The sequence below is a fragment of the Congzhengia minquanensis genome (assembly GCF_014384785.1).
In the GTDB taxonomy this organism is placed as follows: domain Bacteria; phylum Bacillota; class Clostridia; order UBA1381; family UBA9506; genus Congzhengia; species Congzhengia minquanensis.
In genome coordinates, this window is the sequence record NZ_JACRSU010000003.1 from 253,358 (window position 1) to 277,427 (window position 24,070).

At 44.4% G+C, this 24,070-nt stretch carries 26 protein-coding genes; 10 read left to right on the forward strand and 16 right to left on the reverse strand.

Annotation, left to right across the window (positions count from 1 at the left end; genetic code table 11):
- Nucleotides 1-164: 164 nt before the first annotated feature.
- Nucleotides 165-1,268, reverse strand: coding sequence for a MocR-like pyridoxine biosynthesis transcription factor PdxR (gene pdxR, locus H8698_RS09020; protein WP_249312968.1), 1,104 nt, complete (start codon nucleotides 1,266-1,268; stop codon nucleotides 165-167).
- Nucleotides 1,269-1,359: 91 nt separating this feature from the next.
- Between pdxR and pdxS the strand changes: the two genes are divergently transcribed.
- Together pdxS and pdxT are read left to right on the forward strand one after the other, a co-directional pair.
- The gene (pdxS, locus tag H8698_RS09025) at nucleotides 1,360-2,235 is read left to right on the forward strand and encodes a pyridoxal 5'-phosphate synthase lyase subunit PdxS (RefSeq protein ID WP_249312972.1); all 876 of its coding nucleotides are present in this window, start codon (nucleotides 1,360-1,362) and stop codon (nucleotides 2,233-2,235) included.
- Between the two features lies 1 nt (nucleotide 2,236).
- Nucleotides 2,237-2,815: a pyridoxal 5'-phosphate synthase glutaminase subunit PdxT gene (gene pdxT / locus H8698_RS09030; RefSeq protein WP_249312979.1), complete on the forward strand. Its 579-nt coding sequence runs from the start codon at nucleotides 2,237-2,239 to the stop codon at nucleotides 2,813-2,815.
- A gap of 57 nt (nucleotides 2,816-2,872) precedes the next feature.
- On the opposite strand, the gene H8698_RS09035 is transcribed toward pdxT, so the two are convergent.
- The 8 genes from H8698_RS09035 to H8698_RS09070 all read right to left on the reverse strand — a co-directional run bounded on the left by H8698_RS09035 (nucleotide 2,873) and on the right by H8698_RS09070 (nucleotide 9,908).
- Nucleotides 2,873-4,312, reverse strand: a complete 1,440-nt coding sequence (locus tag H8698_RS09035; RefSeq protein ID WP_249312983.1) for a 4Fe-4S dicluster domain-containing protein — start codon at nucleotides 4,310-4,312, stop codon at nucleotides 2,873-2,875.
- Nucleotides 4,313-4,325: 13 nt separating this feature from the next.
- Complete coding sequence (locus H8698_RS09040; RefSeq protein WP_249313408.1) at nucleotides 4,326-5,495, reverse strand: SpoIIE family protein phosphatase; 1,170 nt, start codon at nucleotides 5,493-5,495, stop codon at nucleotides 4,326-4,328.
- Nucleotides 5,488-7,164, reverse strand: coding sequence for a [Fe-Fe] hydrogenase large subunit C-terminal domain-containing protein (locus H8698_RS09045; RefSeq protein ID WP_249312987.1), 1,677 nt, complete (start codon nucleotides 7,162-7,164; stop codon nucleotides 5,488-5,490). Before H8698_RS09045 ends, H8698_RS09040 begins: the two co-directional genes overlap by 8 nt.
- Nucleotides 7,165-7,190: 26 nt before the next feature.
- Entirely contained in the window at nucleotides 7,191-7,433 is a 243-nt protein-coding gene (locus H8698_RS09050; RefSeq protein WP_177677707.1) for a (2Fe-2S) ferredoxin domain-containing protein, read from the reverse strand.
- A 188-nt stretch (nucleotides 7,434-7,621) separates the two neighbouring features.
- Nucleotides 7,622-8,092 (reverse strand): HD domain-containing protein, encoded by a 471-nt coding sequence (locus H8698_RS09055; protein ID WP_177677709.1) that lies wholly within the window; start codon nucleotides 8,090-8,092, stop codon nucleotides 7,622-7,624.
- 24 nt (nucleotides 8,093-8,116) lie between these two features.
- Nucleotides 8,117-8,677 carry a chromate transporter gene (locus tag H8698_RS09060; protein WP_249312989.1) on the reverse strand — a complete coding sequence of 187 codons (561 nt, stop codon included), beginning with the start codon at nucleotides 8,675-8,677 and terminating at the stop codon, nucleotides 8,117-8,119.
- Nucleotides 8,674-9,222, reverse strand: a complete 549-nt coding sequence (locus H8698_RS09065; protein ID WP_249312997.1) for a chromate transporter — start codon at nucleotides 9,220-9,222, stop codon at nucleotides 8,674-8,676. The genes H8698_RS09060 and H8698_RS09065 overlap by 4 nt, the downstream gene beginning before the upstream one ends.
- A gap of 2 nt (nucleotides 9,223-9,224) precedes the next feature.
- Nucleotides 9,225-9,908: a polysaccharide deacetylase family protein gene (locus H8698_RS09070; RefSeq protein ID WP_249312999.1), complete on the reverse strand. Its 684-nt coding sequence runs from the start codon at nucleotides 9,906-9,908 to the stop codon at nucleotides 9,225-9,227.
- Nucleotides 9,909-10,041: 133 nt separating this feature from the next.
- Between H8698_RS09070 and aroB the strand changes: the two genes are divergently transcribed.
- Nucleotides 10,042-11,109: a 3-dehydroquinate synthase gene (gene aroB / locus H8698_RS09075; RefSeq protein ID WP_346726842.1), complete on the forward strand. Its 1,068-nt coding sequence runs from the start codon at nucleotides 10,042-10,044 to the stop codon at nucleotides 11,107-11,109.
- Between the two features lie 38 nt (nucleotides 11,110-11,147).
- Here aroB and H8698_RS09080 read toward each other — a convergent pair whose 3' ends face one another.
- Both H8698_RS09080 and H8698_RS09085 read right to left on the reverse strand, forming a co-directional pair.
- Nucleotides 11,148-11,591 carry a YbjN domain-containing protein gene (locus H8698_RS09080; RefSeq protein WP_249313003.1) on the reverse strand — a complete coding sequence of 148 codons (444 nt, stop codon included), beginning with the start codon at nucleotides 11,589-11,591 and terminating at the stop codon, nucleotides 11,148-11,150.
- Nucleotides 11,592-11,661: 70 nt separating this feature from the next.
- Nucleotides 11,662-12,510: a patatin-like phospholipase family protein gene (locus H8698_RS09085; protein WP_249313006.1), complete on the reverse strand. Its 849-nt coding sequence runs from the start codon at nucleotides 12,508-12,510 to the stop codon at nucleotides 11,662-11,664.
- A gap of 119 nt (nucleotides 12,511-12,629) precedes the next feature.
- On the opposite strand from H8698_RS09085, the gene H8698_RS09090 reads away from it, so the two are divergent.
- A complete protein-coding gene (locus H8698_RS09090) occupies nucleotides 12,630-12,812 on the forward strand; it encodes a hypothetical protein (RefSeq protein ID WP_249313007.1) in 183 nt (60 codons plus the stop codon).
- 16 nt (nucleotides 12,813-12,828) lie between these two features.
- Nucleotides 12,829-13,077, forward strand: a complete 249-nt coding sequence (locus H8698_RS09095) for a spore coat protein (RefSeq protein ID WP_249313009.1) — start codon at nucleotides 12,829-12,831, stop codon at nucleotides 13,075-13,077.
- Between the two features lie 44 nt (nucleotides 13,078-13,121).
- On the opposite strand, the gene H8698_RS09100 is transcribed toward H8698_RS09095, so the two are convergent.
- On the reverse strand, nucleotides 13,122-13,973 hold the full coding sequence (locus H8698_RS09100; RefSeq protein ID WP_249313010.1) for a polysaccharide deacetylase family protein: 852 nt from the start codon (nucleotides 13,971-13,973) through the stop codon (nucleotides 13,122-13,124).
- Between the two features lie 161 nt (nucleotides 13,974-14,134).
- Here H8698_RS09100 and pdaA point away from each other — a divergent pair, with 161 nt between their 5' ends.
- The 3 genes from pdaA (at nucleotide 14,135) to H8698_RS09115 (ending at nucleotide 16,785) form a co-directional block, all read left to right on the forward strand.
- A complete protein-coding gene (gene pdaA, locus H8698_RS09105) occupies nucleotides 14,135-14,992 on the forward strand; it encodes a delta-lactam-biosynthetic de-N-acetylase (protein WP_249313012.1) in 858 nt (285 codons plus the stop codon).
- A 56-nt stretch (nucleotides 14,993-15,048) separates the two neighbouring features.
- Entirely contained in the window at nucleotides 15,049-16,263 is a 1,215-nt protein-coding gene (gene spoIVB / locus H8698_RS09110; RefSeq protein WP_249313013.1) for a SpoIVB peptidase, read from the forward strand.
- Between the two features lie 270 nt (nucleotides 16,264-16,533).
- A complete protein-coding gene (locus H8698_RS09115; RefSeq protein ID WP_177679992.1) occupies nucleotides 16,534-16,785 on the forward strand; it encodes a helix-turn-helix domain-containing protein in 252 nt (83 codons plus the stop codon).
- A 47-nt stretch (nucleotides 16,786-16,832) separates the two neighbouring features.
- Here the strand turns inward: H8698_RS09115 and H8698_RS09120 are convergent, their stop codons facing one another.
- Together H8698_RS09120 and H8698_RS09125 are read right to left on the reverse strand one after the other, a co-directional pair.
- On the reverse strand, nucleotides 16,833-19,358 hold the full coding sequence (locus tag H8698_RS09120; RefSeq protein WP_177679991.1) for an AMP-binding protein: 2,526 nt from the start codon (nucleotides 19,356-19,358) through the stop codon (nucleotides 16,833-16,835).
- Nucleotides 19,359-19,550: 192 nt separating this feature from the next.
- Entirely contained in the window at nucleotides 19,551-19,820 is a 270-nt protein-coding gene (locus tag H8698_RS09125; protein ID WP_249313019.1) for a Veg family protein, read from the reverse strand.
- 219 nt (nucleotides 19,821-20,039) lie between these two features.
- Between H8698_RS09125 and H8698_RS09130 the strand changes: the two genes are divergently transcribed.
- Both H8698_RS09130 and H8698_RS09135 read left to right on the forward strand, forming a co-directional pair.
- On the forward strand, nucleotides 20,040-21,308 hold the full coding sequence (locus tag H8698_RS09130) for an FAD-dependent oxidoreductase (protein ID WP_249313022.1): 1,269 nt from the start codon (nucleotides 20,040-20,042) through the stop codon (nucleotides 21,306-21,308).
- A gap of 23 nt (nucleotides 21,309-21,331) precedes the next feature.
- The gene (locus H8698_RS09135; protein WP_177677795.1) at nucleotides 21,332-22,189 is read left to right on the forward strand and encodes a hypothetical protein; all 858 of its coding nucleotides are present in this window, start codon (nucleotides 21,332-21,334) and stop codon (nucleotides 22,187-22,189) included.
- 93 nt (nucleotides 22,190-22,282) lie between these two features.
- On the opposite strand, the gene H8698_RS09140 is transcribed toward H8698_RS09135, so the two are convergent.
- Complete coding sequence (locus H8698_RS09140; protein ID WP_177677793.1) at nucleotides 22,283-22,639, reverse strand: hypothetical protein; 357 nt, start codon at nucleotides 22,637-22,639, stop codon at nucleotides 22,283-22,285.
- Between the two features lie 199 nt (nucleotides 22,640-22,838).
- Nucleotides 22,839-24,050, reverse strand: coding sequence for a cation:proton antiporter (locus H8698_RS09145; RefSeq protein ID WP_249313025.1), 1,212 nt, complete (start codon nucleotides 24,048-24,050; stop codon nucleotides 22,839-22,841).
- Between the last annotated feature and the right edge of the window lie 20 nt (nucleotides 24,051-24,070).

Here is a 24,070-nt window from a genome sequence, read left to right on the forward strand (position 1 = left end):
GGCCAAACAACTGTATGCAATCATTGCAGTATATGATCTACAATTCATACTTATTTTATCACTTTTCAATAAAAAAAGCTATAGCAATATTAAAAAATATGTCAATTGTTTAATACTATCTTTAAAATATCAAAAAAACTTTTCGTTCCGGCGCGGGGCTTTGTTTATTTCTTTTTCATTTCATTTTTGTATAACTGCCGCCTTTTTCTTCTGACCCGGTTAATATTCCGTTCAAAATCTCCGTTGTTGATAAATTCCGCAAGAACAAACTGCTCAAACACTGGAACGGTGCAAGAATAAAATCCGATTTTGTTTAAAAATAAATCTACCAGCTCATCTGGAAGCACCATATATCCAATTCGCATGGAAGGCGCAATTGTTTTTGAAAACGTGTTTACGTAAATAACCGTTTTTTTAGGTTCTAATGAAAAAACGGTATCTTCATTTTTTGTGGAAATGGTAAATTCAGAATCGAAGTCATCCTCAATGATAAATCCGCTGCGTGTTTTTGCCCAGCGGATATACTCGTTCCGTTTTGAAGCGGTTGCAGTGATCCCACTGGGAAAGCTGTTAAACGGCGTAACATGCAGAACAGAAGCTTTTGTTTCATTTAAAGCAGCAGACTGAATTCCGTCCGCTCCCATTTTCAGCATGTCGCACTGCACGCCGTTGGCCGTATAAACAGAACGAATTTTTTCATAGGAAGGATTTTCTAAGGCATAAACTCTGTCGCGTCCTAATAGCTGCACAATTAGGCTGTATAAGTATTCCGCACCTGCGCCAATGACAATTTGGTGCGGCGAAACCCGAATCCCTTTGCTTCGTGCAAGATAGCGGCTGATGGATAGTTGCAGTTCCGGGCTTCCTAAGTTCGGCGGCTTAATTAAAATTTGTGTGCCATATTTTGAAAGCACGTTTCGCATTGTTTTTGCAAAAACCGAAAATGGAAATTCTTCGTTCCAATTGTGGTGGTTCGGCGCTGCACTTGTGTTTTCTTGCTCTCGGACGGGAACTGGAAAAAAGTCTTTTTCTTTGTAAATTACAAAATAACCGCTTCGTTCTCTTGATTCCACATATCCCTCATCACATAAAATTTGATAGGCGTGCTCAACAGTGATAACGCTGACGGAGGTCTCAGCCGCAAGAAAACGTTTAGAGGGCAATTTGTCGCCAAATTGATAAACGCGCCCCGTAATGTCGTCTCTAATTTGAAGATATAGCTGTAGATATGCAGTTTTATCGCTGTTTGTATGAATAGAATATCTCATCTGGTTATATAAAAAACTCCTTTTCTGGCAATTGTAATACTATCAGTATATAGTATAATACAGTTATAACCAGTTGTAAAGGAGAAAAAAGATGAAAAACGAAAGATTTGAATTAAACAAAAATCTGGCCCAAATGCTAAAAGGCGGCGTGATAATGGACGTTACCACGCCGGAACAGGCAAAAATTGCGGAGGAAGCCGGTGCATGCGCCGTTATGGCCTTAGAACGCATTCCGGCCGACATCAGGGCGGCCGGCGGCGTTTCAAGAATGAGCGACCCGAAAATGATTAAAGGCATTCAACAAGCCGTGAGCATCCCCGTAATGGCAAAGTGCAGAATTGGCCATTTTGCAGAAGCCCAGGTTTTACAGGCCATTGAAATTGATTATATCGACGAAAGCGAAGTTTTATCACCGGCAGATGATAAATACCATATTGATAAAACTGCGTTTTCTGTTCCGTTTGTTTGCGGCGCAAAAGATTTGGGGGAAGCCTTAAGAAGAATTAATGAAGGAGCCTCTATGATCAGAACCAAAGGAGAACCGGGAACGGGCGATGTTGTGCAGGCTGTTCGCCATATGCGCATGATGCAGTCTGAAATCCGCAGAATTGCCTCTATGGGATTAGATGAACTTTTCGAAGCGGCAAAGAACTTGCAGGTTCCTTATGATTTGGTTCTTTATGTTCATGAAAATGCAAAGCTTCCGGTTGTTAATTTTGCGGCCGGCGGTGTTGCAACCCCCGCAGACGCCGCAATGATGATGCAGCTCGGCGCGGAAGGCGTATTTGTTGGGTCGGGCATTTTTAAATCGGGCAATCCTCAAAAGCGCGCTGCCGCAATTGTGAAAGCTGTTTCCAATTTTGAAGATGCCGGACTGATAGCGGAATTGTCTGAAGACCTTGGTGAAGCCATGGTTGGCATTAACGAGCAGGAAATTGAGATTTTAATGGCGGAAAGGGGCAAATAATTTGAAAATCGGTGTAATAGCCGTGCAGGGAGCATTTATTGAACACGAAAAAATGCTTGCAGAGCTGGGAATATCTTCGTTTGAAATTAGAAAAAACAGCGATTTAAACCGTTCGTTTGACGGATTCATTATCCCAGGCGGCGAAAGCACGGTTCAGGGAAAGCTGCTCAAAGAGCTGAATTTGTTTGATGCGTTGAAGGAACTGATTAAAAATGGTTTACCGGTGTTTGGCACCTGTGCGGGACTAATCCTCCTTGCGAAGACCATTGAAAACGAACGTCATGCTTATTTTTGCACCATGGACATTACCGCTAGGCGAAACGCCTATGGGCGCCAGTTGGGAAGTTTTCATACAACAGGTAATTTTAAGGGAATTGGCGACATACCCATGACCTTTATTCGTGCTCCCTACATTCAATCGGCTGCAAAAGAGGTGGAAATTCTGGCCACAGTGGACGGGAAAATTGTTGCGGCCAAACAAAAAAATCAGCTTGTAACGGCGTTTCACCCAGAACTGGACCATGATCTTGGTGTGCATCGCTATTTTGCAGATATGATAAAAAAACAGCCGTCGTTATAAAAACAGACATACAAAAAGTGAGAGAATTTTTTCTCTCACTTTTTTTGCTTTTAAAAGCTATTTTAACAAACTGATAGAGTCCTTAATGGTTTTTTCCAAAGCTTCTTCACCATATTTGTCAATGTCTTTCTTGTTCTTTTCCTCGTGGGTTAAACAGCCCGCGCCGCCGATACAGCCGTTAATGCAGGCCATGCCCTCAATAAAGTTGTTGGGCAAAACACCTTTTGTGGCCTTTAAAAGCGCAACCCTGCACGCCTCAATGCCGTCGCAGGAAACCGGTTTATAGTCAAAATCGGTGATGCCGTGTTCTTTTAAACCCTGGGCCACCGCGTCGGTCAGGCCGCCGCTGCGGGCAAAAATACGCCCGAAATATGAGGCGTTGTCCAAAACGTCCTCAGACAAGTCCATAATGTCCATATCGCGGCTGTCAAACAGCGCCTGCAGCTCCTCAAAGGTAATAACGCTGTCGATAAAGGGACGAACGGTCTCTTTTTGAAACTCCATTTTTTTGGCCGTGCAGGGGCCGATAAACACAATTTTGCAGTCCGGCTCCTTTTCTTTCATGTGTTTTGCAATGGTGGCCATGGGAGAAAGATTGTGAGAAATGTGATCCACCAGGCTCGGAAACGATTTGTGAATATAGTCCACAAAAGCGGGACAGCAGGAGCTGGTTAAAAATGTGTCGCTTTCGGCAAGCTCTTTCGACTCGGCAAACGCCACCATGTCTGCGCCCAACGCTGCCTCAACCACATGGTAAAAGCCCAATTCTTTAATTCCCGTAATAATCTGCCCCAGCTTCGCATAGCTGAACTGGCCGGCAATAGACGGGGCCACCACGGCATATACCTTATAGTTTTTATTGTTTTCACTCTTTTTTAAAATGTCAATTACGTCTAAAATGAACGACTTGTCGGCAATGGCACCGAAGGGGCACTGATAAACGCAGGCGCCGCAGGCGATGCACTTGGAATTGTCGATGGTCGCGGCCTTGTTTTCGTCCTCCCCCATATGAATGGCATTCACCTTGCAAGCGTTTTCGCAGGGACGTTTGCGGTTTGTGATGGCGGAGTAGGGGCAAACCTTTGCGCAGCGGCCGCAGTTCACACATTTCGACTGGTCAATGTGGGCTTTTTGGTGCTCGTCAAAGGAAATGGCACCCCGGGGGCACACGTCTTCGCAGCGGTGGGCAATACACCCGCGGCAGCTCTCTGTCACGTCATATCCGCTGACAGGACATTCGTCGCAGGCAATGTCAATTACCTCAATTACGTTGGGATTTTCTTTGTCCCCGCCCATGGCCAGCTTCATGCGCTCCCAAACAATGGCCCGCTCCTTATAAACGCAGCACCGCATGGTAGATTCTTTTCCCGGAATAATGCGCTTAGGAATTTCGCCCATTTTTTTCAGCAGACTGTCGTTCCAGGCCTCGCGGGCAATTTCCCGCAGAATTTTATATTTTAAGTGCTGGACCTTTGTATCAAATTTTCTTAGTTTCATGTTATACACCTCGTTAAAAATAGCTCACGTTAATGGTTTTGCCCATTGTTTTCAGCGCCCCGGAAAGCTCCTCTACCAACTGCATTTTAATGTTGAACCCAATGGGGAGGTTCGGATTCTGGTGCGCGGGGTTTACCGCCCTGCCAACATAAAAGTTGATGTCGGTTGCATCATCAAACAGCATTTTTGCAATTTTTGATGCGCCGTCTTTTTTCGTGTGCCAATCTGAAAATAGTTTGTTTTCACCAATGTAATCTTTGGCATATTCTAAAACCTTGTTAATGGTTAAAACGCCTTCTGTCACCAAATCCACGCCTTCAATTTTTGCGGTTGGCGGAACGTCGGGGTCTAAATAGTCGATGGAGGTTTCCATTTTTTTGCCCAAAAATTCCGCAGTTATGGTTGAAGTTGTGCCGCCGGACACAATGTGTTTGCCCTGCTTTGCAAAAAACAGGGAAAGCATTTTGTTTCCGTCTTCAGGGTTTCGCGGCGGGCCGAACATTAAGTTCACAACCGAGCGTTTTCTTACCCGAACTGTTGCGGCAGTGGTGTCGTCGCCGGGCTTGTGGTTATAAAGATCGTTGCAGGCGTCCACAATCATGGCGGAAATCGCCGCGGCAGACATTTTTACATCATAATTGGCTTCTGCATATTCCACGATGTTTTCTCTCTGCCAGCCATAGTTTAACGTTTCGCCCACGCCGGCAAAAATGGTGCCGTCGCTCATGGCAATGAAAGCATCGTCCTGCTCCAGCTCAATTTTCGACTCTAAAATCTGCTTGCCCGCAATCACTCTGGTTTCGGTTTCATAGTCAAAACTTTTGCCGCCCCGCAGCAAAATCACCTGGGGATTGTCATACTGAATAATTTCGGCATAGGTGTTGTTGGTAATTTTAATAATGGTAAATGTAGAATATGCAACGCCGCGGACAGAGCAAATGGGCAGGGTTTCCATAATGGTGCTCACGCACTCTTCAATGGACATTTGCGCGGCAATCATGGTTGAAATGATGGTAGACGTTAAGGTAGACAAAATGTTGGCCTTCACGCCGCTGCCCAGCCCATCTGCTAAAACCAAAATTGTGGTGTCGCCGTCCCGCGCAATTTGCACCATGTCGCCGCAAAGCTGTTCGCCAAACTTGTTAATGCTTTTATAGCCTACGTCAACACACAAATCATTCATCATCTGTCAGCGTCTCCTTTAGCTTTGTCAGGGCAATTTTCGTTTCCGCTGTGGTTTCGCCCAGCAGAGATGCAATTTCCTGCACAACGCGCATCTGTTTTTCAACTACCCTGTCGGTAATCTCAACTGCAGCTTTGCACTGGTTATCCTTTGAAATTTTCATCTGTTCTTCCGCGCTGATGTCTTTCATCAAAACCATGATAATGCGGTATTCCTTGTCGTAAACAATGGTTTCTTCCACATATTTCTGATATTCAGCCAAATATTTTCGCTTGTCATACACATTTTTTTCGTTGCTTAAAGCAAGCACATAATCTGTGGGATCTAAAATCCGCACAACTGGACTGCCCAAAACGTCCGACGCGCTGGAAAGGTTTAAAATTTTCCGTGCCGCCGTGTTAATTTGCTGCACGTTTAAGTCGCAGTCAAGCACCATAATGCCGTTGGGTGTGTTGTGAATAATGGTGTCGGAAAAAGATTCGGCCTTTTCTTTTAAGAAAGGCAGGCACATGGAAAGGTCGGCCTTGCCCATAAAAACGGCCACCGCCTTGTCGCGGCAGGTGTCGTATCCGCAGCTCCCGCAATTTAATTCCTTGTCCTTCGAGGTTTTGCCCATCTTTCTTAAAATCTCGTCAATTGCCGTGCTGCCGGGCATGGGTTTCGTTGATCCCTCAAAGGCAAAGGCCCTGTCCGTCGTTAAGCTGTCTGCCGCCGGCGTTTCATATAGCCCTTCGCCATAGCCTTTGTTTACCGACAAAAGGTCCATAATGGGGTTGCGGTTTTTCTTTTTCATCACAGGGCCGCCAACACAGCTTCCGCTGCAGGCGGACATTTCAATAAAACAGTTAGAAAGCTTGTCGTTGTCAATGTCGCGCAGGGCGCTGATGCAGGCTTCCATTCCGTCAACCACAACATAGTCGAACTCTTTGTCGAGGTTCATGCTGCGCAGAATTCCACCGGAGGTGGGATAGGCGTTTGTACGGTTTTTTGTCAGTTCTGAATGGCTGGGGACAACGGAAATATTTTCGGATTCCAGCCAGCCGTCTAATTCGTCAAAGGTTAAAACCGCATCCACAGCGCCGGGATATTTTTCTGCCTCTGCCTTTTTGGAAATACAGGGGCCAACAAACACCACTTTGCAGCCCGGGTGCTTTTTTTTCAACATTTTGCCGTGGGCGTGCATGGGCGTTACCACATTTGCAAGATAGGGCAGCGCCTTTTCAAAGTGCCGTTCAATCAGCGTGTTCACCGTGTGGCAGCAGGAGGAAATTACAATTCGCTTTTCGCCTTTGTTAATAATGTTTTCATACTGCTTCGACACAATTTGTGCACCGATAGCGGTTTCAAATACCCCGCGAAATCCAAGTTTTGAAAGTGCGTTTTCCACATCTTTTGCGGTGCATGACTGAAACCAGGCGGTATAGGAAGGCGCAAGGCTGACGTAAACTTCGTCGCCTGCAGCGATAAGCGATTTTACCTGATCCACGTCGTTTCGGATTTGTTTTGCGTTCTGCGGACAGACAACATAACATTCGCCGCACAAAACACACTCGTCGCGGATGATGTGGGCCTGGCCGGCAGTGAATTTTAAAGATTTCACAGGACAGTGCCTGATGCATTTATAGCAATTTTTACAGTTGGATTTTTTTGTTTCCAAACATTCTGCCATAGCGGTTCCTCCTTCCCCAAAAGGATTTATTTTACGGTTTCTAATATTTGTGTTTCAAAAAAGTCTTTCACAGTTTCCGGCTTCACAGAAAAAAGCTCGCCGTCAACCGTTACGCTAACGCCGTTTACACAGTTTTGCATGCAAAACGCGCCGGAAAGCTCCACCTTATCCTGCAAATTATGTTCGTTTACCAGGTCTTGCAGCTGTTCAATAATAGGGCGCGACCCTTTCAAGTGACAGGAACTTCCGATGCAAATTGTAACTTTCATGAATTCGTCCTCCTAAATGCTATTCTAAATTTATGACATACATATACCCTCTATATACCATTGTAACGTATTTCAACCGTTTTTTCAACATATTTATGCTAAAAAACAAAAAATTATGACAAAAAAATAACGAGCAAAAGAAAACCCGGGCAAACCGCATGAAAAAGCGGTCTCCCGGGTGGGTTTGCTCAGTTAAAAATTGGAATTTTTAAAGAAAAGGTTTCGGCGACTGCGCTTATTTTGTCTGCAATGCACACAATGAAACCCTCCTTATGTTTCGGCGGAATGAGATTCAGCGGAAACATGTGCCGCACGATAATGTTTTTTTCAATGGCGTTCAGATCAAAATCGCGGGAAGCGTTTCTGAGCGCGCATTTTGCATGGGTAAATCCGTGAAAGTTGTGCCATCGGCCGGCGGTGTGCCAGTCGTACATAAAATAGTCATGCAGCAGCGCCCCGCGAACCAGATTTTTTTTGTTGACGTCGATATGAAATTTAAAAGCCAAATAAAGGCTTAAGCATGCCACGTTGTAGGAATGTTCAAAAATGCTTGTGCAGCCGTGCTGAATGTGTTTCTTTTCCGCTTGCATGCAGTCGGAGGAGAGAATGTCGCCTCCATACTGTTCTACTAATGTTTCTACATATTTTTCCAAAGTCATACGTTCCACCTGTTTTAGATTTATTTAAAGTTTCAGTAAAGCACCCAATATGCCTGCAAGAATGATATAAAATATGGGGTGCAGTTTTAGTTTGTTCGTTAAAATTAAAAAAATGAAAAATAAAATAGCCGCCCGAACATCTAACGACGCAAAAACGGTCTGTATCTGGCCGTTAAAATCATTGAGCACTGCCGAACCAATCAGCCCTAAAGCCACCGACGCAATCATGCCGGTCGTTGCTGGACGCACACCGTACAATGCATGTTCAACATACAGATTATTTTTAAATTTGTCAAACATTTTTCCAATTATTAGAATCGTTATCACTGACGGTGCAACCAAACCTATGGTTGAGCAAACCGCGCCAAAAAATCCTGACACCGCATAACCCGCATAGGTTGCCACATTCACGCCTATGGGGCCGGGGGTAGATTCCGATATGGCAATCATGTCTGACAAAAACTCTTTCGTAAACCAACCCAGCCGGTCAGACATCTCATATAAAAATGGTACTGTGGCAAGCCCGCCGCCAATGGCAAACAACCCCGTTTTAAAAAATTCAAACAGCAGTTGGAGGAAAATCATTTTGCATTTCCTCCCTTTTTACCGCGCTTAAAAAGCAGGCCTGCACATGCGCCGGCAATCACAAAATAAATCGGTGAGAGCTGAAAGAAGAAAGAGAGCAGGCAGGAGCAAACGGCGATACAGAGACAAATCTTATCCTGCACCGCAGATTTTCCTATGGTAAACACAGCATTTACCACCAGCACGGCAACAATAATCCGAATGCCGCCGAAAATGTGGCCGGTGATTTCATATTGTGCAAAGTTTTTTAAAAACCGGGCAATGATGATGATTATGATAAAGGAGGGGGCTACAACGCCCAGCGTTGCCCAAATTCCGCCCCAAGCGCCGCTTGCCTTTCGGCCCACAAAGGTAGCTACATTTACGGCAATGGCCCCGGGCGTGCACTGAGACAGGGCAAAATAGTCTACCAGCTCCTCTTCGGTGCACCAATTTTTGCGCTGGCAAAGCTCAACCTTCATAAGCTCCAGCATGGCATAACCGCCGCCGAAGGTAAATGCGCCGATTTTAAAGAAAGCGGCAAACAGCTGCAACAATTTTTTCATTGTCAAATCATCCCAAAGTGTTCAAAAACTTCCCGGTTTGTGCCATAGAAAATGTCGTCTTTACTGCCCATCATTTTGCAGAAGCGTTCCATGCGCTCCCAGCCGTTCTCTATGTCAAATTCATAGCTGTGTCCCCAAACATAAAATATCTGCGGTTTGTCCGGGGTGAGGCGTAAAAACTGCTCTCCCAGCTCAAACAGCTTTTCATCTGCATGGTGGCACGTTGCGTTATAGCGCAGCATATCCTGTTCTAAGTCGAAGCTGTGGGTCACAGCGGTTGTGCGCGCATATTTTAAGCCAGCGTTATGAATTACCTCCACCGATTCGTCCGTATATGCGCCAAAGGCATAGGCCATGCCGCAAATGTCGGTTTGAAACAGTTTTTCTAAGTTTTTCTTGTCTTCAAAAATTTCTGTTTCCGTCTTAATACGGTCTGCGTCTTTTAAATTGATGTGGTTAAGACCGTGAACTGCAATTTCATGCCCCTTATAAAGCGTGTCTAACCCCTCTGAATTCATTCTGTAAACGGGGACGATATCTTTGTAATACCAAGGTTTGTCGTGCTTTTGAATTCCGCTGTTTAAGTTAAAGGTGCCTTTTAAGCCAAATTTATTAAAAATTTCAAGCAGTTTCCTGTCCTGTTCTACGCCGTCGTCATAGCTGAACGTCAGTGCTTTTTGAATCATGTTCGTCACTCCTGGTGCTTTTTTTTCATTATATCACGTTTTTTCTTCTGCGTCAACAAATCAATCTGGTTGAAATTTCAGCCAAAATGTGATAAAATAAATACCGAAATACTGAAAGAAAGGCTTGACAATGATGAAAACGCTCCATGTAACCGTACCAAACCATGAATATGATATTTTAATTGGAAAAAATATATTAAACCAGGCGGCGGAATATGTGAAAAATGTTTCGAATCCTGCAAAAATTATGATTGTAACGGATGAAAACGTTAACCGGTTTTATGGGGAACGGCTTATCAATTCCTTAGAGCAGATTGCAGATGTAAAAACCGTTGTGCTTCCGGCAGGCGAAACCACAAAATCGCTGGACTTTCTAAAGCAGCTTTATGACGCAGCTTTCGATTTCGGCATGACGCGGGCTGATTTAATGGTAGCTCTCGGCGGCGGTGTGGTGGGTGACCTTGCGGGCTTTTGTGCGTCAACGCTATTTCGCGGAGTTGATGTTATTCAAATTCCTACAACCCTCCTGGCCCAGGTAGACAGCTCCGTAGGAGGAAAAACCGCCATCGACGTGCCTCAGGGCAAAAATTTGGTAGGCACATTCTATCAGCCGAAACAGGTTATCATTGACACGGAAACGTTAAAAACGCTGCCGGGCAAGGAATTTGCAAGCGGTTTGGCCGAAGTCATAAAATATGGTGCGATTTGGGACAAAGCGCTGTTTTCACGGCTTGAAGAAGCAGAAGGCAAAGATGCGCTGTTGGAAAACATTGCAGATATTGTGTTCACCTGCTGCGACATTAAACGGCAGGTGGTGGAAAAAGACGAACATGACACCGGCTTAAGAATGATTTTAAATTTCGGCCACACCGCAGGGCACATTGTGGAAAAGGCTTATCATTACACGGGCTATACCCACGGCCAAGCGGTGGCCTTTGGAATGATTGTTGCATCGCGCCTTGGTGAAAAAATGGGCCGTACTGCACTGGGAACCGCAGAAAGAGTTTTAAAACTTATTAAGAAAAATGGCCTGCCCACCGCAATTGACATAGAGGAACAACAGCTTATGGGCGCGGCTTTAGACAAAAAGGCAACTGGTAGCAGCATCAGCGTAATTTTGTTAAAAGAAATTGGAAAATGTGAAATTTACAAAATGCCGGTTACAGAATTTGCTGACAGGTGTAAAGAGATTTGGAAATAATAAAAAGCCGCACAAATTTTTGTGCGGCTTTTTATTATTTAAATTCCGTCTGTCACAGTGTTGGATGCATCTTCAAACGGTTGAACGCTCACATATGCCTCGTCTGCCGTGCGAATCATGGAGGCAAGCATTTGAAATGTTATTTCGGGAACTGTTTCACTGGTTGCAGGCACGTCAATTTCACAAATAACAACCCGGGTGGGATCGAGAGAAAACCTTGCCCATTTATATCTGCGGTTTAATTCGTTCAAAACTTTAAGGCATTCGACGGCTTTCCCCTCTTGAATTTTTTCAATTCCACATTGAACACTTGCTTCAAATCCGTTTGTATACATAAAAATGGCAATGTTAATCGGCTGCAAGTGCTTTCCGTTGAATCCCAAGGTGATGGCATCGGCCTTTCCGGCATAATTTTCAGTTAAGGTAACCTTCAGTTTTTTCCGTCTGAGAAGTTCTAAAAATTTTTTTGTAGATTGAACCATGTCCCTCTCCTTATGCGTTTGCTTTTTTACTGGGCATCATTACCAATTATATTATAACGAATAAAAAAAATCAAGTGGCATACGCTTTAATCTGATTCAAATTTTCTTTCACAAACCGAAATCCATCGTCATACATTTTTTTAAGCTTCCTGGGATCAGATTCCGTTCTGCGCCAGCCTGCGGTGTTTTGTGGGGCAATGATGAAGGCCTTGCCCTCCTGTTCCAGCTCCAGCAAACGGCGGTGGGACTGGTTGTAGTTTTCTGTTCTTGCCTTTAAAGCCTGTGTGAAAAGCGGATATTTGCGGTATTTAAAAGCTGCAAGCTTCAGCGCAGGCTCTTCTTTTTTTATATAGTTTTTTTCCCGCGTTAGAATTACCAAATTCTTGGTGCAGCCGTCTGAAAGAGCCTTTTCAATGGGAACAGAGTCGGTAATTCCGCCGTCCATATAGAGATTGTTTCCAATTTTTACAGGCTGAAACAAAATCGGCAGCGCGCAGGTGGCAATTAAAACCGCCCAGGATTTATCGTCGCCGGGAATGTTTAAATATTCCGTCTTTCCTGTGTTCAGGTTTGTTACCGCGGCATAGACGTTTTTGCTGTATTTTTGATATGTATCATAGTCGAACGGGAGATGGACGTTGGGCATATCGTCAAACACAAATTGAATGTTATAGTAGCTTTTGTTGCTGCGGTTTAGCAAATGGCGCGGTCCCATATACCGTTTGTCGGGAAAATATTTCATTCCGATTTCCAGGCTGCGCTCTTTTTGGCGCGAAACATACGACACCCCGTTGGCTATTCCGGCAGATGCACCAATGACATAGTCTGCAAAAATGTTTTCCTCCATCAGTGCGTCCATTGCGCCTACGGAAAAATAGGTTCTGCTGGCGCCGCCCTCCAAAACCAGTCCAAGTTTCATAAATTGTCAGCTCCTGTTTTTTTCTGTTCATTCATTATATCACAAAATTTTGAATAAAAAAAGGGGGGGCGGAAAAAATATGAAAGCAAAGAAAATTTTAAATCAGGAGGTAAAATGTTATGTCACCAAAAGAATTGCTTTATGTTGAAGATGTGTTGGGTCACGAAAAACAAATGAAAACTGCCTGCTCAGATTTTGCAAGCCAAATTCAGGACCCGGAGCTGAAAAGTTTTGTTCAGGGATTATCCTCAAAACACCAGGAAACATTCGGAAAAATTTATAATTTATTATCATCAAACTAATTAAGGAGGTATTTACATGGAAGACAGAGTCATTATGGATAACATTTTAACCGCAACAAAGGGCGCGTGCGATTTACTGATGCACGGCACCATAGAATCGTCTACGCCCGCAGTGCACAGCGCATTTAAAATGTCGCTGGACGAATGCTTGGCAATGCAGAACGAAATTTATACAAAAATGTCTGATAAAGGCTGGTATCCCCAGGAAAAAGCAGAGCAGCAGAAAATTGATCAGGCAAAACAAAAGTTTAACAGCATGCAATAAAAAATATGCCCGGGGCAAACCTGCCCCCGGGCATATTTTATTATTTAATATCGCTTTAAAGCTTCAAACCGGTAGCCCTCGCCCTGAAAATATTCAATCAGACCGGGAAGCGCGTCAGCCGTAGCCTGCTTTGCTCCAGCGTCGTGCATTAAAATGGTAAGCGAATCCGACCCGGAGGATTTTGCTGTTTTTTTCGCTTTTTCAATTAAATTAGCTGGAACCGGACTCCTGGTTTCCGCATCGCCCGTTAAACAGTTCCAGTTTACAAACGGAACATTTTCCTCAATTAAAACATTTTTAAATTCTGCCCGCTGCTCCCGGAACGCCCCCCCTGGGAAACGAAAAATATTGGTAAAAGCGTCTTCTCCCACAATGTTTGTTAAAACGTCTTTTGCTTTGTTCACTTCTTCTCTAAAATTTTCTAAGCTTCCATACACATAGCTGTAATCGTGGGAATAGGTGTGGCTGGCAATGGTGTGTCCCTCGTCGGCCGCACGTTTCACTGTGTCTGGATACTGCTCCGCATTTTTTGCAATAATGAAAAACGTTGCTTTTACATTATATTGTTTTAAAATATCTAATATTTGCGGCGTTACTTTGGCGGAAGGGCCATCGTCAAAGGTGAGGTAAACTACCTTGTCACCGGCCTGAGGAGGGTAAATTTCAAAATAGTCGGCCGATGGGGTGCCGTCGGGCTGCACACAGCGCCGCACTTGATATTCGGGCAGCAGGACCGCCTCATATGTATAATCGGCCCCGCGGAGCGACTTGTCGTGCCGGTTCATGCAGGAGCTAAGGCCTGCGATAACCCAGACTATAATAACAAGCAAAACCAAAACCAGAACAGTGTGCTTGTTTGGTTTAAACGAATATTTTTTTCTTCTTCTAACGGCCATTTCCCACACTCCTTGCTGCAAACGTCACAAATTGTAGATTTTCCATTCTTTATGTTTATTATACATGATAATTGTTACACATTAGTTAAGTTACGTTTAAATTTAAGAATTTTTTTTTAGCAGAAGCATATAAATATAAAAAAACCTTTGGAGCATGAATGATGAATAAAAAGCTAATACTAATTTTAATGTCAATGGTTTTGTTATTGAGCGGCTGCACATCGAAAAGCGTTTTTAAAAACGAGATAACAGAAGATATAACGCCTGTTGCGGTGAATGTGCCGGCAGAGCTGAATCCGGGCAAATACAGCGAACTGCCCAATGAAAAAAACGGCTGGGGACTGAAAAAAAATAAAAATGCACCGCCGGAAATTCCTGCAAAAACAGTTGAAATTTTAAACAAATATGGTGCGGTTTACAAAGACAGCGAGCCTCATGCGTTATACCTCACGTTCGACGAGGGCTATGAAAACGGTTACACGCCGAAAATTTTAGACGTGTTAAAGGAAAACGAGGTTCCGGCCGCATTTTTTGTCACCGGTCCATATATTAAAAATCAGCCGGAATTGATAAAGCGCATGGTGGACGAGGGGCATATTGTTGGCAACCATACGATTAACCATCCCAGCATGCCGGACGTAAAAAGCGCGGAAAAGCTGAAAAACGAAATTGTTGGGCTGGCCAACAGCTTTACAGAACTAACGGGACAGGAAATGAAATTTTTCCGCCCGCCCATGGGGGAATATTCCGAACGGACGCTGAGTCTGACTCAGGATTTGGGCTACACCAGCGTATTCTGGAGTTTTGCGTATAAAGACTGGGACGTAAAAAATCAAAAGGGAACAGATTATGCTTATTCCCAGATAATGGACGGCGTGCACGACGGGGCAATTTTGTTGCTCCATGCTGTTTCAGAAAATAATGCCAATATATTAGACAAAGTGATAAAAGACTTAAAAACAGCAGGATACCGGTTTAAATCGTTGGATGAATTTGGAAATCATGTAAATAATAATTAGTATTTATATGCTCCTGCGGTCAATAATAAACATGCAGACCAAAAGGGAGTGATGAATTGCGGGCACATACGAAAAAGCGGGTTCAGACGTTTTTCATTTTTTTAATCATTACGGCAACAGCAATGTTCGTCGAATGTGACGTCTATTTTCCCGACAAAATTAAAATATTCTACGGCGAAAATATTGATGTGCGGGAGGGTTCACCGTACACTGTTCATATAGCTGCCTCAGGCACAATGGAAGCAAACGGCGAATATGACGCCGCGGTTAAACTGTTCGGCTTAATTCCGGTTAAAAATGTGGAAGTTGATGTTTTGCCGGCCACCGAAATAGTTCCCGGCGGAAAAACCATTGGAATTAAGCTGTTTACCCGGGGGCTGATGTGTGTGGGGACAGAAAAGCTGACAGGAGAAGGCGGGCAAACCATAGACGCGTTGAAAGATGCGGATATTAAAAATGCCGACATGATTATGCGGGTAAACGGTGCAGAGCTGCACACAGTTGAGCAGTTTGGAAAAATTGTGTCGGAGTCGGAAGGCAAGCCTCTGACGCTCTCGGTGGAACGCAGCGGAGAACAGATGGAAAAAACCTTGACGCCGGTGAAAACAAAGGACGGCTATAAGCTTGGCATTTGGGTGCGCGACTCTACAGCGGGAATTGGAACATTAACGTTCGTAGATAAAAAGACCAATTTATATGGTGCATTGGGACACCCAATAACAGATGTAGACACAGGTGCACTGATGCCGGTGGAGCAGGGCAGCATTTCGGATACGAAAATTGTTGACGTGAAAAAGGGACAGCGGGGTGAACCGGGGGAACTGTGCGGCCTGTTTGATCAGAGCGGTGCAGACCGGGGCGTGATCATGAAAAACACGACGCAGGGCATTTACGGCGTTATAGAAAGCGGATATGACGTGGGTGTGTCGCAGGAACCGGTTCCTGTGGCATCGAAAGCTCAGGTTCACACCGGGAAAGCGGAAATTTATGCAAACGTGGAAGACAACAAGGTAGAAAAATTTGAAGTGGAAATTGTGAAAATTATGAAACACGCGGTGGACGATAAAAACATGGTGGTAAACGTTACCGACAAACGGCTGATTGATAAAACGGGGGGCATCGTCCAGGGAATGAGCGGAAGCCCAATCTTGCAGGACGGAAAAATTATCGGCGCCGTAACCCACGTGTTTGTGAACGACCCAAAACGGGGATATGGTGTGTTTATTGAAAATATGCTGGAGAATTTAAACGAAATTAATAAGGTGCAGTAAAAGAAGAAAAGGGCCGCTAAGGGATTATTAGCGGCCCTTTATTTTAGGGGTGACGTACCGCAGCCCGGTTATGGGGGGGGAAAGCCGCGGCACGTCGGGGGATTATACAGTTGTCCGCCTTTGACGGACAGAAACACCTATTTTTAGATACTTTTGTCTGTCAAAGAATAAAAAAGATGCCCTTTACATATAGTATATCATAGTTGCAAGCTAATGGCAAGCTTTATTTTGCAAATTTTGTGTTAGCATTTTATGTAAAGAGGTGATGTCATGAAAGACAGAGAAGAATATTACAAAATTATCGGCAGGAACATTGCTTTTTTTCGTAAGAGAAAGCATCTTACACAGGTTGGACTTTCTATGAAAGCGAATGTTTCAAGAACGCATATTAGTCATCTCGAAGCGAAAAATGTTAACAAAGCACCGTCTTTAGACATGCTGTTCCATCTCTGCGAAATTTTAGAGATTGAGCCATATCAGTTGTTTATTGAACAAGACGAGGAAAAAGAGAAGAAAAAGTAAATCAAAAACACCGCTTTCCGTTTGAAACGGAAAGCGGTGTTTGTATTTTATGCGGTTTCTATGGAATTTGCTTTTTGTAAATTTAATTTTTCCACAGCCCAGTCGCGCATTTTATATTTTAAAATTTTACCGGCGGCGTTCATAGGAAACTCGTCAACAAAAGCAACATAGCTTGGAACCTTGTGTTTCGCCATGTGATCTAATACATATTGCTTCATTTCGTCTTCGGTGGACTCTTCGCCCGGTTTTAAAATGACACAGGCCATAATTTCCTCGCCATACTGCTCGCTGGGAACGCCGATTACCTGAACGTCCTGCACTTTCGGGTGTGTATAAATAAAGTCTTCAATTTCTTTCGGATAAATGTTTTCGCCGCCGCGAATAATCATGTCTTTAATACGGCCGGTAATTTTATAGTTTCCGTCCGGCAGTCTTCTTGCCAGGTCGCCGGTGTGAAGCCAGCCGTTTTCGTCAATTGCCGCATCGGTGGCTTCAGGCATTTTGTAATATCCCTTCATGATGTTATAGCCCCGGGCCACAAATTCTCCGTCAACGTCGTCAGGCAGGTCTTCATAGGTTTCAGGGTCTACAATTTTACATTCCACGCCATACATCGCCCGGCCAACGGTGTTTACCCGGGTTTCCAGCGAGTCGTCCGTCCAGCTCATGGTGCAGCCCGGCGACGCCTCTGTCTGCCCGTAGGTAATACAAATTTCCGACATGTGCATTTTGTTTACAACATCTTCCATAACTTTAACCGGGCAGGGACTTCCCGCCATAATGCCTGTTCTCATGTAAGAAAAGTCGGTCTTTTCAAAGTCTTCATGCCCCAGCATGGCAATGAACATGGTGGGAACGCCGTGAAATGCCGTAATTTTTTCCTTGTTTATGCAGGCAAGCGAGCGCCGCGGCGAGAACATGGGCATAGGCGACATGGTAGTGCCGTGGGTCATAGAAGCCGTCATAGCCAGCACCATGCCGAAGCAATGGAACATGGGCACCTGAATCATCATTCTGTCTGCAGTGGACAAATCCATGCAGTCGCCAATTGCCTTGCCGTTGTTCACCACGTTGTAGTGGGTGAGCATAACACCCTTGGGGAACCCGGTTGTGCCGGAGGTATATTGCATGTTGCAAACATCATGTTTGTCAATCTGTGCGCGCCGGCGGTGAACTTCTTCAATTGGTGTTTTCTGCGCCATTGCAATGGCTTCATCCCAGGAATAACAGCCCGGCTGCTTGCTGTCAACCGTAATGATGTTTTTCAAGCACGGCAATTTTTTCGATTTTAACTCGCCCGGCTGGCTTGTTTCCAGCTCGGGACACAAGGTTTTTATAATTTCAACATAGTCGGAGTCTTTGCATTTATCAATCATAACCAGCGTGTGGGTGTCAGACTGGCGGAGCAAATATTCCGCTTCATGCACTTTATATGCGGTGTTCACCGTTACCAAAACCGCGCCGATGGTGGACGTAGCCCAAAACGTAATATACCATGCGGGAACATTTGTTGCCCAAATGGCAACATGGTCGCCCTTTTTCACGCCCATGGAAATGAGGGCGCGGGCAAAGGTATAGACGTCTTCCCGGAACTGGGGATAGGTTCTGGTGTAGTCCAGCTCTGTGTAACGGAATGCAAATTGTTCGGGAAACTCATCGCAAATCCGGTCTAACACGTCGGGGAACGTGCAGTCAATTAAATGCTCTTTCGGCCAGGGGAATTTTCCGGTTTTGGCCTTGTTGTCATAAAGCTTGTGGGGCTCTCCCACCATGTAGTCTGACATGAAAGTAGCAAATGCAGGGAACACCACGGCCGCGTCTTCTAAGTTTTTGTTCCAGCGTTTTACCCACTCTAACGACACATAGTCGTCGTAACCGGAGATTTTTAACTGGTCTAAAATCTCAACAACCGGCACGTCGCCGTCGCCCAGAATTTTATATTGCACTGTGCCGTCCCCGTTCATCACCGAGTCCTTAATGTGCACATATTTGGTATATTTCCCAATGTTTGCAATGGTTTGCTCCGGCGTTTCATGGAAAAACCGGAACGGGTGGTGAATATCCCACAAAACCTGCACGTGGGAATTATCAACCGTTTCGATTATTTTTTTCAGGCGCGCGGTGTCTGCATACACACCGGAGGTTTCCACCAGCAGGCAAATGTTCTTTTCCTCTGCCGCCGGAATTAAGCGGCGCAGCAGACGGATTACACGCTCGTCGTCAATTTCGCCTCTGGGATCCGGGTTTAAATCGCCCAAAATTCTGACATATTTACAGTCCAATTTTGACGCTAAATCGATATAGTCAAATCCTTCTTTTAGCGCTTCGTTTTCGTCGTCTGTTCCGCCGAGGTAGCAGGAGGAGGCCAGACAGGAGATGGAAAGGTTTAGCTTTTCTAAGTTATTTAAAGTTTTTGTTAGCTGCGCATCTGTAAAGGGACGCGCTTTTAATAGATTCATTTCATTTTCAAGGCCGCGAAGCTCAATGCCGTTATACCCTAAATCCTTTGCCATAATGTAGATGTCATTCCAAGACCACTCGGGACATCCGACGGTTGAAAATGCAATTTTCATGTTCAAATCACTCCATAACTTAAAATAATTTAGAATTACCTTTCGGTAAGTTACATATTAGCATTTACAAAGTCAATAGTCAACATATTTTTTGTGAAAAACAAGATGAATGAATAAAAAAGAGCAAAAAAACGCAAATTTGAGTAAAAAGAAAACCGGCTAATTAGCCGGTTTTAATTTTTTTGTAAATAGTTATCCAATTTCCTCGCCAGACTCTGTCAGCGAAAGGGAAACTGCGTCGGTTAACACGTCGGAATAGTTTAACGAAACGTTTCTGCTGGCGTCGGCAAAATCCGAAATGCTTTCTAAAGTGACATTAAAGGTGAACGGATAAACGGCATTAATAGTGCCGTAGCGCACAACCACCCGCTTGCGGCCTTTTTTTACCGTGATTTTAATGTGTGAACCTATATTGTTTTCAATCAGCGTACGAACCCGTTCCAAATCGTTTTTGTTAATCACTAAAAAAACACCTTCTTTGCCATTATTTAGCCTATCACATTCCCTTGTGTCAAAAGTTATGAATTTACTTTTTTATTATACCACAACTTTAAGATTGTGTCAAGTGGACAAGTTTTGGGAAATTTTTAAAGCAGAATTTGGTAAAATATCACAGTGAGCAATTGACATTTTTTTGGGGTCATGGTAAAATAAAACTATCAAAAACAGAGGGGTGATTGTTTGGATTGCATTGAAGTGAAAAAAAGTGTTCCGGTGAAAGGAAGCTATGACATTATCGTAGCAGGTGGCGGAGTTTCCGGTATTGCGGCGGCAGTGTCCGCAAGCCGCATGGGCAAAAAGGTACTGTTAATTGAAAAAACCATTTGTTTGGGTGGGCTAGCAACCATCGGACTGATTAACCTGTTTGTTCCCCTATGCAACGGTCGGGGCGTGCAGATTATTAAGGGCATGGCAGAGGAGTTGTTACAACTATCTGTAAAATACGGATATGACACCATTCCCGACTGCTGGAAAAATGGTAACCCCACAAAAGACGGACCCAGATATGTGACGCGGTATTCCGTGCCGATTTTTGTTTTGGCGCTGACTGAGTTTATTAAGAGTGAGGGCGTATCCATTTTATATGATTCTGTGGTGTCAGACGTGGCGATGGAAGGCAGCCAGGTGAAAGGCGTTGTGGTTGTGAACAAGTCCGGTTTTGAATATTACACGGCAAGCATGTTTGTAGATGCCACCGGCGACGGAGATTTAATGGTTCAGGCAGGCGTGCCAACGGTGCAGGGACGGAACTTTCACACGTTTATGATGCACGGCGCAGACACTAAAATGTGCAAAAAGGCAGCGGAAAGCGGCGATTTAGGTAATTTGCAGCACTGGGCAAGCGGCGGAAATGCAAACCTTTATGGCGGCGGCCACCCGGAGGGAAAGCCCTATTGGCTGGGAACAAATTCAAAAGACGTGACGAACTATGTGGTGGAAAATCACATTGAAGCGTTGAATAAGCTGAAAAATGATAAGGATAAAGCGGCACGGGACATACTTCGAATTCCCACCATGCCGCAGTTTCGAACCACGCGGCACATCGACGGGAACTATACCCTGAAGGAAGCGGACACCTACAGGCACTTTGACGACTCAGTAGGTGCAATTTGCGACTTCGACCGGCGGGACTTTTTATATGAAATTCCGTTTGGAACGCTGGTGCGCGACGGGTTCGGAAACATTATTACAGCCGGCAGAAGCGCGGCGGGAGAGGGCTATGCGTGGGATGTTCTGCGCGTAATTCCTCCAGCAATCATTTCCGGCCAGGCAGCAGGCGTGGCCTGTGCTTTGGCAATTGACGAAAAGAAACCTGTTTATGGAACAGATATTAAAATGTTACAAAAAACGCTTACAGCGCAAAATGTGATGATTCACTTTGACGATGGTCTGGTTCCCAAAGCTGGGGAAGAAATCACTGTGCAGGAAAGCAATATGGAGCATTTTTAAAAACTAAGTGGGGGTATTTTTAGATGAAAAAAAGGCTGTTATACTTACTTTTAGCGATTTGTTTTGTATTGCAGACACAAGTTGTGTTTGCATCTTCGGTGACAATGTATTCTGCCGACGGCAGGGAGCTTATTGTTGCGGAAAGCGAGGTTGAGGCACAAAAAACGGTGGGGTGGTTCACTGCACCGCCGGTTTTAATGTATTCAGCAGACGGCAGACAGCTTTTGGTTTCAGGCGATGAAATTGAACTGTATCAGAATGTGGGCTGGTATTTAGAGCCTATGAGCACCATGTATGCTCCCTTTGACAGAACAATTGCAGTGCCAACCTGGCAAGTGCAGGATTATGTTAATGTCGGCTGGTTTACCACCCATGACGAGGCTCTATATAATGAAATAATTCCGCAGATACAATATGCTCTTTCCGTAACGGATTATAACGGCGCCATAGATATTTGCGACGACGCACTAGACAAATTTTGGGACTATGAAAACGTGTTTTTTGAAGACATTGTCAACACGGTATATGTTGTTATGGATACCTGGCGGGCAACCGTGAAACAGCCGGTTGCAGCAATTTCCAGTTATGTTACCGACAGCTATGGAATAAAACAGGCAAACATTGTACTGCGCAATATCAGCTATAAAGAAATTTCGGCCATTGAGTTGGAGTTTAACTGTTACAATACATTTAATGAGCCGGTAAAATATTACGGGTTTGGAAGCAGCCAGTTTGACGGGTATGCGCAGCAGATGTCTTTTGGTACGCTGGATACACAATCATGGCATTGGAGTCTGTATGGATACAGCGAAACAGATAGAATTAAAAATATCAAAATCACTCGTGTAGCATTTGCTGACGGAACGGTTTGGACACGGTAATAAAACGCATGGGCATCAATTACGATGCCCATGTTTTTTGATAGCAGTTTTCAGTGCTGATATTTGAACCGCCGGCGCATTATCATGGTGTTTTTAATCGTTATCGTCATCGTCTTCATAACCGCAATTGATACAAATATCCTTTTCGGATGTGCGGATACAATTTACAAAAGCATCGCCGACCTGCGAAACAGCGCCGAATACAACGGGAACCTCAACGCAGAGATCCTGGCTGATTGTAAAGTGACAAGAGCCGTTTTTAATTCCGGGGCATGTTTCCTGACCAGGTCTTACAACCGGATCGCCGCAGCATTTCGTTTTTGTTACGCCGCTTCTTGCAAAAGGCGTCACCGTTACCGGTGCGCATACTGATAGCGACTGAAAGCCTGTTGCCGGGCATGTTTCTGCAATCGGTTCTCCGTTTGTATCTGTTAAAACAAAATTTGCCATATAATTGGCCTCCTTTTTTATTGGTACAATATCATAATATGTCGAAAATTGTAAGTTTGACATTAAAGAATACAATTTATCGTTCAATTGTAAACAGAAAAGAAATACCCCGCATGAAAAGCGGGGTATGAAAATATTAAAAAACTTTATTTAAAAACAAAACGAACAAAATATTCGTGAAAAGTTGATTCAGCTGCTGTTACGCAGAAAGTTCATGGATTGCTGCTGCGTTCATATTTTTGGCAAACAATAGTTTTAAAAAGATTGGCGTTAAAATAGACGATACGATAATGAGAATGATAACGGGCGTGAAGTAAATGGGGTCCAGAAGGCCCACAGATAGGCCCTTTTGCGCCACAATCAACGCCACCTCGCCCCGGGTCATCATGCCGACGCCTACAATTAGGCTGTCCCGCCAGGAATATTTGCATATTCTTGAAACCAGCCCGCAGCCAATAATTTTAGACACTAAGGCCACCAGCACAAAGCAGATGGAAAACAGCACAATGGTGCCAGAAATGCCATGTATGTCGGTTTTTAAACCGATACCTGCAAAGAATACGGGACCAAACAGAATATAGGAATTAATGGCCATTTTTCGCTCAATATATTCGGCGTCGTTAATGTTGCAAAGGATAATGCCGGCTACAAATGCGCCGGTAACGTCTGCCACACCAAAATATTTTTCAGCCGCATATGCCATAAACATGCATAGCGCCAGACCAAAAATCGGTATCCTCTGGGTGTGGGAGTATTTTTTATTTAATGCTTTAAAGAGTTTGTAGCATGCATATCCAAGCACGCCTGAAAACACAAAAAATAGCAGACTGCGCATAATAACCGACAAAATGCCCGCGCTGGCGCCAGAGGTGTTAGCGCCGATTCCGATGACAACCGTTAAAACCATAATGCCGATAACGTCGTCAATGATGGCGGCGCTGACAATTGCTGTTCCAAGCTTTGATTTCAGCTTGCCAAGCTCAGACAGGGTTTGCACCGTAATGCTCACAGATGTGGCAGTGAGAATTACGCCAATAAACACGGCCTTATAAAAATGTGGAGAGCCAACGGCGGCAAACCCATAAAACAGCATATAAAGCAGCGTTCCCAATATCAGAGGCACAGCTACGCCGCAAACTGCAACCAGACAGGCAAACGGCCCAGTTTTAATCATGTTTTTCAGGTTTGTGCCCAGGCCTGCCGAAAACATCAGCAAAATGACGCCGATTTCGGCCATTTGCGTTAAGAAACTTGTCTGTCCCACTAATCCTAAAACGCTGGGTCCAATTAATAACCCTGCCACAATTTCGCCCACCACTTGGGGGACTTTCATTTTTCTTGCCAAAAGTCCTAAAATTTTTGCCGAAACCAGGATGATTGCCAAATCTTTAAATACCGCATAGGTTTCCAACTGATTCACTCCTTATTTTT